This window comes from Qipengyuania algicida, assembly GCF_009828025.1.
Lineage (GTDB): Bacteria > Pseudomonadota > Alphaproteobacteria > Sphingomonadales > Sphingomonadaceae > Qipengyuania > Qipengyuania algicida.
The window spans coordinates 150,090-164,553 of sequence record NZ_WTYA01000004.1 but is presented as its reverse complement, the minus strand read 5'-3'; the positions used below and the strand labels follow the sequence as shown (position 1 = coordinate 164,553).

Below are 14,464 nucleotides of genomic sequence, written 5' to 3'. Positions count from 1 at the left end.
TTTGCCTTACGCCTATAGGCCGCAGAGATTCCTCCCCCGGACAAAGGACAAATTCCCCTTGGCCAGAGCACCTCGCAAAAAATCGTCACCTCCCACCAAAGCTGCCGCTTCCACGGAAGAGCAGGCCGAGCGCGATCTCGAATTCGCGCTGCATTCGCTGCAGGAAGAACACCGCAAGCAACCGCGTTACGATGCGAGCATGGATGAAATGCTCCATTTCTATGAGCAGATGCTGCTCATCCGGCGGTTCGAAGAGCGCGCCGGCCAGCTTTACGGCCTCGGCCTGATCGGCGGTTTCTGCCACCTTTATATCGGTCAGGAAGCCGTTGCGATCGGCCTGCAATCTGCGCTGGATCAAGACAAGGATAGCGTGATCACCGGCTATCGCGACCATGGGCACATGCTGGCCTATGGTATCGATCCCAAACTCATCATGGCCGAGTTGACCGGACGTCAGGCCGGTATTTCGAAGGGCAAGGGCGGGTCGATGCACATGTTCTCGACCGAGCATAAGTTCTACGGCGGCCACGGCATCGTCGGCGCGCAGGTGCCGCTAGGTGCGGGCCTCGCCTTTGCGCATAAATACAACGAAGACGGCGGGCTGACCCTAGCCTATTTCGGCGACGGCGCCGCCAATCAAGGCCAGGTCTACGAGACGTTCAACATGGCGAGCCTGTGGCAGCTGCCAATCGTGTTCGTGGTCGAAAACAACCAGTACGCGATGGGCACCGCGGTCAAGCGCAGCTCGGCCGAGACCAAATTCTATCGCCGCGGCACGGCGTTCCGGATTCCCGGCATGGATGTGAACGGCATGGATGTGCTCGAAGTGCGTCAGGCCGCCGAAGTGGCGTTCAAGCATGTGCGCGAGCAGGGCGGCCCGGTCCTGCTCGAATGCAACACCTATCGCTATCGCGGGCACTCGATGTCGGACCCGGCAAAATACCGAACCCGCGAAGAGGTGCAGGACGTGCGCGAGCACAAGGATCCGATCGAGAGGCTTAAGAAAACCCTTATCGAACAAGGCAAGAGCGAGGACGATTTGAAGGCGATCGACAAGGCTATCCGGCAGCAGGTTTCGGAAGCGGCTGACTTTGCAGAGAATTCGCCCGAACCCGAGGCCAGCGAACTCTACACCGACGTGCTGGTGGAGAACTACTGATGGCGATCGAACTCAAGATGCCCGCGCTTTCGCCCACGATGGAAGAAGGCACGCTCGCCAAATGGCTCAAGCAGGAAGGCGACACGATTTCCGCCGGTGATATCATCGCGGAGATCGAGACCGACAAGGCGACGATGGAATTCGAAGCGGTGGACGAAGGTACGCTCGCCAAGATCCTGATCCCCGAAGGCCGCGAGAACGTCGCCGTTGGCACTGCCATCGCGATGATCGCTGGCGAGGACGAGGACGCTTCCCAGGTCGAGGCACCTGCTGCTAAAGCTGCTCCCGAGGCAGAAGCCGCGCCCGAACCGAAGCAGGACGACGACAAGCCGATCAAGCCAGCGCCCAGCAAGGAGGCCAAGGCCGATCCCGCGATTCCCGAGGGCACCAGCATGGTTAGCCTGTCGGTACGCGAAGCTCTGCGCGATGCGATGGCCGAGGAAATGCGGTCTGACGAGCGCGTGTTCGTGATGGGTGAGGAAGTCGCCGAATACCAGGGTGCCTACAAGGTTACGCAGGGCCTGCTCGAGGAATTCGGTCCCAAGCGAGTCATCGATACACCGATCACCGAATATGGCTTTGCCGGTATCGGTACCGGCGCTGCGATGGGCGGATTGAAGCCGATTGTCGAATTCATGACCTTCAATTTCGCCATGCAGGCGATCGACCACATCGTGAACTCGGCGGCCAAGACGAACTACATGTCCGGCGGCCAGATGCGCTGTCCGGTGGTGTTCCGTGGCCCGAACGCGGCGGCCAGCCGCGTGGCGGCGCAGCACAGCCAAAACTACGGCCCGTGGTACGCGAGCGTGCCGGGGCTGGTGGTTATCGCGCCCTATGACGCAGCCGATGCCAAGGGACTGCTCAAGGCGGCGATCCGCTCCGAAGACCCGGTGGTATTCCTTGAAAACGAGCTGGTTTATGGTCGCAGCTTCGAGGTTCCCGATCTCGATGACTACGTGCTACCGATCGGCAAGGCGCGGATCGTGCGCGAAGGCAGTGACGTGACCATCGTCAGCTATTCGATCGGCGTTGGCTTTTCGCTCGAAGCGGCAGAAAAGCTGGCGGAAGAGGGGATCGATGCGGAAGTGATCGATCTCAGGACGTTGCGCCCGCTCGACAAGCAGACCGTGCTCGACAGCCTGGCCAAGACCAACCGTTTGGTGGTCGCGGAAGAGGGCTGGCCGACCTGCTCTATTTCATCGGAGATCATCGCGATCTGCATGGAGGAGGGTTTCGACCATCTCGACGCCCCTGTCCTTCGCGTCAACGACGAGGATGTACCGCTACCCTACGCGGCCAATCTGGAAAAGATCGCGCTGATCGATGCCGACCGTATTGTGAAAGCGGTCAAGAAAGTCTGCTATCGCGATTGATGCGAAAGCGCTGCGAGAGAGACCTGCGATCAGGCGTTATACTTGTCGCAGGTCGCTCTATTCGCAGTCGGCGAAGGGTTGTAGATCTGGCTGAAATCGCGTTTGTCGCGAACAATGAACGATGCCGTGTAGTGGATCTTGCGCGCGGAAATCAGCATTCCGCCGAATAGCGGCTGGTACTGATAGTTGATCTCGACAAACATGACGCCCGAATCCTGAGGAGCGTTCACCTTGGACCCCGCTTCGCCCATTCCGGCTGGCACCGCAGTTCCCTTGTTGGTTGCCGTTGAAGTGATTCCGTCAGTCGGTAAGGTCGTGCCGTAGCTCGACCCGTAGGTGCTATCGCTAACCAACCCAATGCAGCGCTGCCAATGAATGCGCTGTACGGGTGAACTATCGTAAGTCTGGCTGACATTCTCAAGGCTCGAAAGCGTAACGCGTCCGAACTTAGTCAGGTTGATGCTGTTACCCTGAAGCTGAACACCCTTGAAAATGTCATTGATGTCAACTTCGCGCAATTGTTGCGAGGTGAGATTGCTCGTCGTGCCCACGCGTGAGGCGTTGTCTGCCAGACTGAGGGCAACCTGACTGATTCGCAGGTTGATGATCGCGTAGTTGGACAGCTCGATACCGTAGGCGCCAATCCCGACGATGATGGGCAGCGTGTAAGCGAATTCGAGCAGCGCAACTCCGCTCTTCTCGCGCCACAGACGACGCAGCAGACTGCCACGCAGGCGTCGCGAAGATTGTGCGGTGGCCTTCTTCATGTGCAGACAGTCGGCGCCGGAGTTGTTTGCTGCGTTGCGTAAGGTTGGTTCTTGAGCAGAGTGGTCGCGCTGAGGGTGACTTCCTGCGGCAATCCGATCAGCCCGTACAATGGGAACAGCCGCGGATAGTTGATCACCATCGTGTAGACGGCGACATCGCTCGCTCCGCCCTGTCCCGACAGGGAGGGGTCGGAATCCCACGATCCGTTGTTGTTGATATCCGTAAAACATTCCCCCGGATCGCGCATCCCGTTATGGTTGGAATCCGTGAACGGTTCGGGCGCGATCGCCGAGAAGCTGTCGTAATTCTTGCGTGTCGAACACCAGGTCGTGTCGCCACCATGATTGGTACCGCAAGACTGCTGGAGATGCGGAATCACCGGAGAAACCAGATCGACGACCCGAGTATCGATTGCCGACGACGTAGTTGCCCCGCCTTCGATGCCGGAATTCCGCCCCGCCTGCTGCACCGCGCCGGTGAGGATAGATTGCGCATAGATCTGGTATGTAAGATCCAGAAATCCCATGATCAAAACGATCATCACCGGGGCGACGAAAGCGAATTCGACCGCCGCGATCGCACTTCGATCGCGCGCAATGGACTTGATGAAACGCTGCCTCATTTGGTCAACCTCAGCATTGCGAGTTGCTTGGCGATGGCGGCAAACTTGTTCGACAGGTCGGTGCCGTCGGTCGTGTTCAGCGCCTGGCTGGGCATGGTCGCACATGAACTCATCTCGCTCGTGATGCTTGAGCCGATTGTCACGGTCCAGACGTCGATATTCTTCGCCTTGGCGGCGGTGCATTCGGCGAGGAAGCGGGCGTTGTGGTAGTTGGTCTGTTGCGACAAGTTGCCGCCAGTTACCCGCTGATCGTAATATTCAATGCCATACTGCCCATAGATATAAGGTGAAGGCGCCATGTCGCCGTCAGTCAGGAAGATGATCACCCGGTTGGGCGCACTTGAACTGCCAAGCCAGGTTGAGGTGTCATTTTTGAAAATGCCGTCGGGCGAAAGCAGACGTGTGCCCCAGATCATCCCGGTGTCGTGATACGTGCCGCCAATTGGCGTGAAGTCGCGGGCGTTGACGTAATTGGAAACAGCCGTCCGGGTCATCACCTGAAGGCGTGCAACCGGCTTGCCGCAGGAGGTGTAACCATACCTCTGGTAGGTCGAAGTTCCCATGTTGGGATGGCTGTTGCTATCACCATTCGAATAGGCGGTTCCGGTCGAGCCATAGTTGTTGCGCATGTAAGTTACGTCGGGCCAAAGCGGGCGCCAGCGCGTGGCATCCGAGTTCGGGGTCAAATCCGGGTCGAGATCGGGTGGCAGGCTCGATTGCGAAAAGCTGCTCGAAGCGGTCGTGTCGCGCTCCTCCACGCAGCCGAGCCAGCTAGTCGTAGAACTGTCGACCTTTGATGGATCCGTGATGGTGTTGCCGGCCACAAGCTGCCTAACATCGAGCGGGATTTGCTTGTAGGTCCACCGCGGGCCCAGAGTGCTGGTCGTGAACCTGCATCCGTACCAGTTGCTCCACGAAGTGGTCACAATGCTGGCCGTCCCGTTGGAGAAATACGGATAAGGATTATTTTGTGTCGGCGCTGGATTGCGCGGACTTCCGGCATCTGCACAACTCGAACTGTTGTATCCAGATCGGTAAACCGAGTTGCTCGAGATTGTGTAATCACCGCTGACATAGCGTGACTGGTAATTCCAGCTAGACGTGGAATTGCCTGCGCCGCCAATCATGTAAGTCGGCGACATATCCATGATCGCCTGTCCGGCATTGACCGTCGAAGTATAGGTCACGAAGCCATAGCGCACATGCGTCGATGGATCGGCATTGGCTGCGAAAGTGTCATAGAAATTGAGCACTGCCGCACGCAGCGCGGAGATTCGCGAATTGGACTTTTCCGGGACCGAATATCCGGTCGTTCCGGCATACCCGGGAACGCCACCGCCGCCGCTCGGTCGGGTGTATGAGTTGGTTCCCGCATAACTTACGTAGCTGCTGCAGGTGCTGTCGCTGTCATTTGGCGCACAGGCCATCGATCCGGTGGTATCGAGGACGAAAATGATATCGGTATCCGCAACGTCATAACGTGCGGTGCAGGTTGCCGTGACTTTGCTGGCTCCAAACCCGAACATCGACATGATGGTCATCGGGACCTTTGCCGTAGCGACGCCGTTGACCTGGTTGTTCGCGGTCTTTGTCGGAGTGAAGTTAACCTCTGTTGCGCTCATCCAGCCAGGATTGAAGTTATTGTTGAAGAAGTTCTTCGCTTGGGCCGTGGCCGTTGCGTCCAGCGCGGTGCTGGTCAGGTCGGTCATGAACTTGCGCCCGGCAAGCGCGCCGGCGTCACATGCCTGTTGCAGCCGTGTCTTCACAACATAAACGCGTGCGGTATCGATTGCCGATCCAGTGAGGATCGTCATCGGGATAAGGGCGGCGGCCATCATCGCAATAGTGCTGCCTGCCGCGCTCTTGCCGAGCCGACAGAGAATGCCGCGTCCGTGCATTCCGTTTGAGAACATATCCAGCATTTGCCCCAATCGCTTGTTGCTATAATCGACATGCGAAACTCGAGGCGTATGGAGCCGTTACAATTAAAGAACCCGAAAATGGCGTGGTTAATTTTTGCTAGAGGGAAGGGGCTGGTTCTAGATATCCAGCATTATCACAATAATTCAGATGATTGTCCTGAACATATGGCAAGACCTTTTGCCCCCTTGCGGTTGCGACAAAGAAAATGCGTCAAAACAACACAGATTTTGCACGAACAATAATTGCGTTGTCCAAGGTCCCCCTGATATCGCCTAGTCATGGACGGTGCGGATGGCTTCGAGCCGGAGAAAACTGAATTCGGCGAGCATCTTGCGCCGGAAATGCGCGTGGCACTAAGCTGCGCTAGAGCACAGGATCGAGGCATATTTGCCGCCATCGTGACTTTGGACCAGCGTCTCTCGGCGATAGGACAGAAAACCCGCGAACCGATATTTGCGCAGATGCGAATGGCGTGGTGGCGCGACGAGTTCGCAAAGGAACCGGTTGCTCTGGCAAGAGAGCCGCTGCTTGCTGCATTGCGCGACAGTTTCCCGCAAGGCTCGGCTGAGCTGACCGCTCTGGTCGACGGATGGGAGGCATTGCTGCTGGGAGAGGGAGCGGAAGATCGGCGGATCGATCAGTTCATCGCCGGTAGAGCCGGCGTTTTCGCTTTGCTTGCTCGCAGGCTGGATTGCGAAGATCACTTGCCTGAAGCACGCATTCATGGCGCACTCTGGGCGATGTTCAGAGCAGTGCATACAGACTTCTCAAGAGACAGTGTCGCAACTGCGATGAAGCGATTCGATCACGTGCCGGGTCCACTCCCCCGGAGAATGCGGCCGCTCGCGGTGCTTGGTGGCTTATCGGCAAGAGCGCTGCGGCGGGAAGCTTCATCGTTGCTCGGGGATCGTCTCAGTCCGCTGGTGGCTTTGCGTTTGAGCCTTTTCGGGCGTTAAGATGCGGTAAGGCAAGGGGAAGTGGGGGGCATGGGGAAAGCTGTTCTGGGCGCGGTCGCTACGCTCGTCATGTTGGGGATCGGTCTGTTCTGGTTGCAGGGCAGGGCTTCAGTCGATCGGGGCGCGCCGCCTCCCTTCGTCCAGCCGCTGGCCACTAGCACTGCTTTACCTGCTGCCGACCTCGCCGATGCGAAAGGCGTCGCGCCGCCGGGGGCGACCGAGCTCACCCGCGAGCAAAAGCGTTTTGCCCGTTACGATCACAACAGCGACGGGATCATCACGCGCAATGAGATGCTTTCGACCCGAACGAAGCCAGCAAAGAAGACGAAATGCCGCTGCTAGGCAGGTTCGAGTTGCTCGGCTTGCAGCCATGATCCGAAATCGGCCTTCGCGCGGTCGGTATAGGCTTCCTTGCGCGCCTTCTTCTTGACGTCATGGAGCGGTGGGAAAAGCCCGAAATTGACGTTCATGGGCTGGAAGGTTTCTGCTTCCGCATCGCCGGTGACATGCGACAGCAGCGCGCCCATGGCGCTGGTGCGGGGCGGGGGTGTCCAGTCACGACCGCCAAGTTCAGCCGCCGCCATCAGCCCGGTGAGCAGGCCGATGGCCGAACTTTCGACATAGCCTTCGCAGCCGGTGACCTGTCCCGCAAAGCGGATATGCGATGCGCTCTTGAGCCGTAGCTGGCGATCGAGCACCAGCGGCGAATTGAGGAAGGTGTTGCGATGTAACCCGCCAAGGCGCGCAAACTCGGCATTCTCGAGCCCGGGAATAGTGCGAAGAAGCTCGACCTGCGCGGCATGTTTCAGCTTGGTCTGGAAACCGACCATGTTCCACAGGGTGCCGAGCTTGTTGTCCTGCCGTAGCTGCACCACCGCATAGGGCCAGCGCCCTTGCGGGAATTCGGGTGTCGCATCGCGCGGATTGTCCAGCCCCACCGGCTTCATCGGCCCGAAGCGCAGCGTGTCTACGCCGCGAGCGGCCATAACCTCGATCGGCATACAACCTTCGAAATAGGGGGTGTCCTGTTCCCACTCGCGAAAGGCAATCTTTTCGCCATCCATCAGCCCTTGATGAAAGGCGAGGTACTGGTCCTTCGTCATCGGGCAGTTGATGTAATCCTTGCCATCCCCCTTGTTCCAGCGCGACTGGAACCAGCAGATATCCATGTCGATGCTGTCGCGATGGACGATCGGGGCGATGGCATCGAAGAACGCCAGACGGTCTTCACCGGTCGCCGCAACGATATTTTCCGCCAGCGACTGCGCAGTCAAAGGGCCGGTGGCGACAATCGTCGGCCCGTCGGCGGGGAGAGTATCAACCCGCTCGCGCACCACCGTGACATTGGGGTGATCGAGCAATTCGCGCTCGACTGCGGCGGAAAACACGTCGCGATCGACCGCCATCGCAGAGCCCGCCGGCACCCGGGCAATTTCGCCCGCGCGCATTACGATGCTGTCGAGCCGCCGCATTTCATGATGCAGCAGGCCCACCGCATTGCGTGCATCGTCGTCCGATCGAAAGCTGTTCGAGCACACCAGCTCGGCAAGTCCATCTCCTTGATGCGCCGGAGTGGTGTCACTGCCGCCGCGCATTTCCGACAGGCGCACCTTGTAGCCGCGCCTTGCCAATTGCCACGTTGCTTCGCTTCCGGCGAGGCCGCCGCCGATGATATGGATATCGTGTGTCATGGTTGGGCTGCACCTAGTGCTTGCGCGATACCCACATCAAGCCCTAGCTCTCGATCCGATGCCACATCGCGCACTAATCGAACATCGCCCATGGCTATTTGCCAGCCTCGTCGCTGCGATCAGCTATTTCATTTACGCCGACGAATCGGTTCCGGGCCTGTTCCTGACTGTCTGGAAGGGGGCAGGGGTGGGGCTGCTGGCCGTTTACGCGGCGCGCAGGGCGCGCAATGTCGATGGCTGGTTGCTAGTCGCGGTCATGGCGACAGAGGCCTGTGCCGACATGGCTCTGGAAGTCAGTTTCCTGGTCGGTGGGGCGCTGTTCGCCATCGGCCATGTGGTTGCGATCCGGCTCTTCCTGCGTAGCCGCAGGGACACTCTGGCATCCAGCCAGAAGGCGGCGGCGGTTGCGCTGCTGATCGGAACACCAGTGATCGCCGCGCTTCTCACTTTCGGTAACAGCGGTTGGGTGCTCGCCACGGCTTATGCGTTGATTGTCGGTGTGATGGCGGCGTGTGCCTGGTCGAGCAGCTTTCCGCGCTATCGCGTTGGCCTGGGCGCGGTACTGTTCGTGATCTCTGACCTCGCTATCTTCGCGAGGGAAAGCGGGCACATTACGCCCGCACTTGCCATGTGGCTGATCTGGCCGCTGTACTATGTGGGCCAGTTCCTGATCACTACGGGTGTCGTGCAGAGCTTGCGGGCGAGGGCTATCTGTCCTCGCCCTATCACTGCTTAGACTTCCTCGGGCGGAGGATCGTCGCGGTCCATCGTGGTTTGTTGCTCGGTCGGCTCGCTGGATCGCCCGACGATTTCCTCGACGATTGCTTCTTCGGCCTCGTTTTCCGGCGCTTCTTCTTCGTCGAGCCTGACCGCGCCGACGATCTTCTCGCCGCCAGCGACGTTGAACAGCCGTACACCGGCCGAATTGCGACCGATCACGCGCAAGGTGTCGAGGCCGATGCGGATCAGCTTGGCCTGATCGGTCACCAGCATCAGCTGATCGCTCTGAGTGGCTGTGAAGCTGGCGACGACAGGCCCGTTGCGTTTGATGTTATCAATATTGGTAATGCCCTGTCCACCGCGCCCGATCCTGCGATATTCGTAGGCCGAGGACAGCTTGCCATAGCCGTTGGCGCAGATCGTCAGGATGAACTGTTCCCTGGACGACATTTCCTCGAAGCGTTCGGCGGTAAGTTCGGGTTCGCCCTCCTTGTCCGCCTTCCACGGGGCGAAACGCAGATATTGTTCGCGTTCCTCGCTGGTGGTGCCGACCTTGTGGAGGATCGAGAGCGAGACGACCTCATCATCACCCTTGAGGTTCATACCGCGTACACCAGTGGATGTGCGGCTGGTGAATTCGCGCACATCGTCGGCGGCGAAACGGATGGCTTTGCCGGCCCGGGATGCCAGCAGAACATCGTCGCTTTCGTCGAGCAAGGCGACGCCGATCAGGCGGTCCTCCGAATCCTCGTCAAACTTCATGGCGAACTTGCCGTTCGACGGAATGTTCGCAAACGCATCCATGCTGTTGCGGCGGACCGACCCCTTGGCGGTGGCGAACACGACCGAGAGCGCGCCCCAGCTATCTTCGTCCTCGGGCAGAGGCAGCACGGTACGGATCGTTTCGCCTTCGTCCAATGCGGGCAGCAGATTGACGATTGGGCGTCCGCGCGTCGCCGGACCACCCTCGGGCAGCTTCCACACCTTGAGGCGATAGACCTTGCCGTGTGTCGAAAAGAACAGCACCGGATTGTGCGTACTGGTGACGAACAATTCGCTGACCGCATCCTCGTCCTTCGTCGCCATGCCGCTGCGGCCCTTCCCGCCGCGGTTCTGCGCGCGGAAGGTGGAGAGGGGGGTGCGCTTGATATAGCCGTCCATGGTGACGGTCACGACCATCTCGTCACGCTCGATCAAATCCTCGTCGTCGAGCCCGTCCCAGGCGGGTGCGATCTCAGATACGCGCGGCGTGGCGTAGGTCGCTTTGATCTCTTCCAGCTCCCCGCGCATGACGCCGTACAGCTTCACGCGGTCAGCGAGGATCGAAAGATATTCCTCGATCGCGGTGGCGAGTTCTTTCAGCTCGTCGCCAATCTCATCGCGTCCCAATGCAGTGAGGCGGTGGAGGCGCAGGTCCAGGATCGCCTTCACCTGCCGCTCGGAGAGGCGATACGTCCCACCATGTTCGTCGGCGTTGGGCTCGATTGCTTCGACCAGTGCGATATACTGCCCGATATCGCCAATCGGCCATTCCTTGGAGAGCAGTCGGGACCGCGCCTCAGCCGGGTTGGGGGCGCTGCGGATCATCGCCACGACTTCGTCGAGATTGGAAACGGCCACCACAAGGCCGAGCAAGATATGCGCCCGCTCGCGCGCCTTGTTCAGCTCGTACTTCGTGCGCCGCGTGATGACTTCTTCGCGGAACTGGATGAACGCCTGAATGATGTCGCGCAGAGCCAGCGTTTCGGGCCTTCCGCCGCGAATGGCCAGCATGTTCGCCGGGAAGCTCGCTTGCGCCGGGGTGTGCCGCCAGATCTGGTTCAGCACCACTTCCGGCGTGGCATCGCGCTTCAGGTCGACGACCACGCGCATTCCTTCGCGCGAGCTTTCGTCGCGGATGTCGGAGACCCCCTCGATCCGCTTGTCCTTGGCGGCCTCGGCGATCTTCTCCACCAGACCCGACTTGCCGACTTGATAGGGGATGCTGGTGAGCACGATCGAGCGCCGGTCACCGCGGGTTTCCTCGATAGTGTGACGCGCCCGCTGGAGGATCGACCCGCGCCCGGTGGTATAAGCGTTGCGCGCGCCGGATTGGCCAAGGATCAGTGGCGCGGTCGGAAAGTCCGGACCGGGGATAATTGCGAACAGTTCTTCCGACGTAATAGCCGGGTTCTCGATAAAGGCGAGGCAGCCGTCGATCACTTCACCAAGGTTGTGCGGCGGGATATTGGTCGCCATGCCGACTGCGATGCCGCCTGCGCCGTTGACGAGCAGATTGGGAAAGCGTGCCGGAAGCACCGTCGGTTCGCGGCGCGATCCGTCATAGTTATCGGCAAAATCGACGGTGTCCTTGTCAAGATCGTCCAGCAGCGAATTGGCAACCCGCGCCAGCCGCGCCTCGGTATAGCGCATCGATGCCGGCGGATCGGGGTCCATCGAGCCGAAGTTCCCCTGGCCATCGACCAGCGGCACGCGCATCGACCAGTCCTGCGTCATACGGGCGAGTGCATCGTAAATCGCAGAGTCACCGTGCGGATGGTAGTTGCCCATCACGTCGCCGACGATCTTGGCACTCTTGCGATAGGGGCGCCCGGCGACAAAGCCGCCTTCCTGGCTGGCGAAGAGAATGCGGCGATGAACCGGCTTCAATCCGTCACGCACATCGGGAAGCGCGCGGCTGACGATCACGCTCATCGCGTAATCGAGATAGCTGGTCTTCATCTCATCGACGATGTCGATGCGGGTATATTCGCTACCGCCGGGTGCCGGCGGGTCCATCAGTTCGGTTTCGTCGTTCAATTTTCTAGGCTTTTATCGTTGGCGGGCCTCGGCCCTCGGGAAACCGTCTGAGCCTAGGCTATCGGGAGGGGGATTGCCACCTGAAGAGGGACGAGAAAGCCCTTCCGGGCTGCTTTTTCCACATTTGCCGGGCGCGCCTTGTCGCCTTAACATTCAGCTTAACGGTCGGACCGTTGCCCATTCAAAAGCGGTTAACGGCCGAACTGTCACCATGATTTGCAATGCGGACGAATTAGGGGCATCTGCCGCAACCGCGAGTTTCAAACCCCATTTTGAACAATGCACCTGCAATTTCACCCCCACACAAAGGGAGAAGATGACGATGACGATTTTTCGCCAACAACGCAGCAACCGCTCTTTCACCAAGGTGGCATCGGCTTTCGCATTGATTGCCGGCGGCGCTGTAGCGGCCACTGCAATAGCGACCCCGGCGGCTGCTAAGGAAGAAAAGCAGGCCGCGAAGGCCAATTATTCGAAAGAATTCGTAGCAGCTTACAAGCCGATCGAGCCGCTGTTGAAGGCAGAAACTCCTGACGAGGCTGCCCTGAAGGCGGCGGTGCCTACTTTGACCGCAGCAGTCAAGACCGATGACGATCGCATGGCGGCGGGCAATACGCTGGTCCAGATCGGACAGAAGACCAAAGATCAGGCCCTCACCCTTCAAGGCGTCGAAATGATGCTGCAGAGTGGCAAGCTTCCGGCTGATAAGGTTCCCGCACTCAATGCTGCAGCGGGTCAGTTGGCGTTCCAGGCAAAGGATTACGCCAAAGCGCGCGATTACCTGCAAAAGGCCGTCGATCTGGGATATAACAAGGACGATCCGCAGGGATTGATCGCCGAGACATACTTCCAGCAGAAAGACATCCAGGGCGGTGTCAAATACATCGAGGATGCGGCTGCCAAGCTTAAAGCTTCCAATCAGCCGGTGCCTGCCGACATGCTTAAGCGCGGTCTGGCCATGGCTTACAACAACAAGCTGTACGATCAGGCATCGCAGATGGCATATCTCTATGCCGAGACCAATCCGACCGCCGACAGTTGGGGTGATGCGATTGCAATCAACCTCAACGGCGCGGACTACAGTGAAAGTCAGGTTTATGACCTGCTGCGCCTCGCGCTGAAGGTCGATGGGATGCGCACTGCCAATATGTACAAGGAGTTCATCCAGGACGGTGATCCGCGCAAGCAGCCCAACAATGTTCTGGCAGCCATTGATGCAGGCGTTGCCTCCGGCAAGCTAAGCAACACCGATAGTTTTGTGGCTACGTCGCGCACGACCGCTCAACAGCGGATTCAGGCGGACAAGAAGGATCTTGCGGCCATCGCCAAGGACGCCGAGGCGCCCAATGCTAAGCTGACGACTGTAATGACGGTGGCTGACGCCTATCTCGACTACAAGCGCTTTGGCGAAGCCGAAGCTCTCTACAAGAAAGCATTGGGCATGCCGGGCGTCGATACCGGACTTGCAACGACGCGCCTTGGTATCGCGCAGACCGAGCAGGGTAAAACAGCCGAAGCTGAAGCGACCTTTGCCAAGACGACCGGAAAGTGGGCCAATATCGCCAAACTCTGGTCGCTCTATGCGGCTCAGAAGGGCGCTGCGCCAGGAAGCGCCGCTACGGCTCCGGCAACGAGTTCCTGATATTGAAAATCGAGTAGAGCAGGGCGCTGGCCGACAAGGCCAGCGCCCTTTTTTGTGCCCTAGCGCAATCGCCGGATGTAGATCTGGCCGTTTTCGCGGCGCTCGGTCGCGAAATTCGGAATTGCCTCCACCAGATCGATCAGGCGAGAGAAGCCATAATTGCGCGCATCGAAGCTCGAACGGTTGCCCGCGCGCTGGCCGACTTCCGAAAGCATCGCAAAGCCTTTCTCGTCGCGCTTGCTGGCGTTGTAGGCATCGACGAGCAACCGCAGCAATTCGTCGCTGATCTCGCGAGGTGCCTCCTTCGACGGCGCTTCCTCCTGTTCACCCTCGATCAGAGCCCTGACATCGATGAATCGCGTGCAGGCTTCGCGGAACGCTTCAGGAGTCTTAGCGCTGCCGAAGCCATAAACCGGCACGCCATCCTGCCTGATGCGCATGGCGAGCGGCATGAAATCGCTGTCCGAACTCATAATGCCGAACCCGTGGACGCGTCCGCGATAGAGCAGGTCCATCGCGTCGATCGTCATCTTCATATCGGTGGCGTTCTTGCCGCGCGTCAGGTCGAATTGTTGCTGCGGTTCGATACCATAGCGGTGGATCTTGTCGGCCCAGCCCTTGAGGCTGGTCTTGCGCCAGTTGCCGTAAGCGCGTCGGATGTTCACTTGCCCAAGCTCGGCGAGAACGGTCAGCACCGGGTCGATCCCGGCATGGCTGGCATTGTCGGCGTCGATCAGCAGGGCGATGTTCTTTTGTTCTATATCACTCATGCGCCATGAGATGGGGCAGGGCGGCCCAGCTTGCAACG

At 59.4% G+C, this 14,464-nt stretch carries 12 protein-coding genes; 6 read left to right on the top strand and 6 right to left on the bottom strand.

Features of this window, described 5'->3' with window-relative positions; genetic code table 11:
* Positions 1 to 58: 58 nt before the first annotated feature.
* Entirely contained in the window at positions 59 to 1,159 is a 1,101-nt protein-coding gene (gene pdhA, locus GRI58_RS06745; RefSeq protein ID WP_160752816.1) for a pyruvate dehydrogenase (acetyl-transferring) E1 component subunit alpha, read from the top strand.
* Positions 1,159 to 2,535 (top strand): pyruvate dehydrogenase complex E1 component subunit beta, encoded by a 1,377-nt coding sequence (locus tag GRI58_RS06740; protein WP_160752815.1) that lies wholly within the window; start codon positions 1,159 to 1,161, stop codon positions 2,533 to 2,535. The genes pdhA and GRI58_RS06740 overlap by 1 nt, the downstream gene beginning before the upstream one ends.
* 29 nt (positions 2,536 to 2,564) lie before the next feature.
* Here the strand turns inward: GRI58_RS06740 and GRI58_RS06735 are convergent, their stop codons facing one another.
* The 3 genes from GRI58_RS06735 to GRI58_RS06725 are packed head-to-tail and all read right to left on the bottom strand — an operon-like array spanning position 2,565 to position 5,847.
* A complete protein-coding gene (locus tag GRI58_RS06735) occupies positions 2,565 to 3,302 on the bottom strand; it encodes a TadE/TadG family type IV pilus assembly protein (RefSeq protein ID WP_237452153.1) in 738 nt (245 codons plus the stop codon).
* The gene (locus GRI58_RS06730; protein ID WP_160752814.1) at positions 3,299 to 3,925 is read right to left on the bottom strand and encodes a TadE/TadG family type IV pilus assembly protein; all 627 of its coding nucleotides are present in this window, start codon (positions 3,923 to 3,925) and stop codon (positions 3,299 to 3,301) included. The genes GRI58_RS06735 and GRI58_RS06730 overlap by 4 nt, the downstream gene beginning before the upstream one ends.
* Positions 3,922 to 5,847 (bottom strand): TadE/TadG family type IV pilus assembly protein, encoded by a 1,926-nt coding sequence (locus GRI58_RS06725; protein WP_237452152.1) that lies wholly within the window; start codon positions 5,845 to 5,847, stop codon positions 3,922 to 3,924. The genes GRI58_RS06730 and GRI58_RS06725 overlap by 4 nt, the downstream gene beginning before the upstream one ends.
* A gap of 279 nt (positions 5,848 to 6,126) precedes the next feature.
* Between GRI58_RS06725 and GRI58_RS06720 the strand changes: the two genes are divergently transcribed.
* Positions 6,127 to 6,804: a hypothetical protein gene (locus GRI58_RS06720; RefSeq protein WP_160752813.1), complete on the top strand. Its 678-nt coding sequence runs from the start codon at positions 6,127 to 6,129 to the stop codon at positions 6,802 to 6,804.
* A 30-nt stretch (positions 6,805 to 6,834) separates the two neighbouring features.
* Positions 6,835 to 7,146 (top strand): hypothetical protein, encoded by a 312-nt coding sequence (locus tag GRI58_RS06715; RefSeq protein WP_160752812.1) that lies wholly within the window; start codon positions 6,835 to 6,837, stop codon positions 7,144 to 7,146.
* Here the strand turns inward: GRI58_RS06715 and trmFO are convergent.
* Positions 7,143 to 8,495 carry a methylenetetrahydrofolate--tRNA-(uracil(54)-C(5))-methyltransferase (FADH(2)-oxidizing) TrmFO gene (gene trmFO / locus GRI58_RS06710; protein WP_160752811.1) on the bottom strand — a complete coding sequence of 451 codons (1,353 nt, stop codon included), beginning with the start codon at positions 8,493 to 8,495 and terminating at the stop codon, positions 7,143 to 7,145. The two genes, GRI58_RS06715 and trmFO, sit on opposite strands and share 4 nt — an antisense overlap.
* 58 nt (positions 8,496 to 8,553) lie before the next feature.
* Between trmFO and GRI58_RS06705 the strand changes: the two genes are divergently transcribed.
* Positions 8,554 to 9,231, top strand: a complete 678-nt coding sequence (locus tag GRI58_RS06705; RefSeq protein WP_160752810.1) for a lysoplasmalogenase family protein — start codon at positions 8,554 to 8,556, stop codon at positions 9,229 to 9,231.
* On the opposite strand, the gene gyrA is transcribed toward GRI58_RS06705, so the two are convergent.
* Positions 9,228 to 11,993, bottom strand: coding sequence for a DNA gyrase subunit A (gene gyrA / locus GRI58_RS06700; RefSeq protein ID WP_419957032.1), 2,766 nt, complete (start codon positions 11,991 to 11,993; stop codon positions 9,228 to 9,230). The two genes, GRI58_RS06705 and gyrA, sit on opposite strands and share 4 nt — an antisense overlap.
* A gap of 343 nt (positions 11,994 to 12,336) precedes the next feature.
* Between gyrA and GRI58_RS06695 the strand changes: the two genes are divergently transcribed.
* Positions 12,337 to 13,656, top strand: a complete 1,320-nt coding sequence (locus GRI58_RS06695) for a tetratricopeptide repeat protein (RefSeq protein ID WP_160752808.1) — start codon at positions 12,337 to 12,339, stop codon at positions 13,654 to 13,656.
* 59 nt (positions 13,657 to 13,715) lie between these two features.
* On the opposite strand, the gene GRI58_RS06690 is transcribed toward GRI58_RS06695, so the two are convergent.
* The gene (locus GRI58_RS06690; RefSeq protein WP_160752807.1) at positions 13,716 to 14,426 is read right to left on the bottom strand and encodes an NYN domain-containing protein; all 711 of its coding nucleotides are present in this window, start codon (positions 14,424 to 14,426) and stop codon (positions 13,716 to 13,718) included.
* Positions 14,427 to 14,464 lie beyond the last annotated feature (38 nt).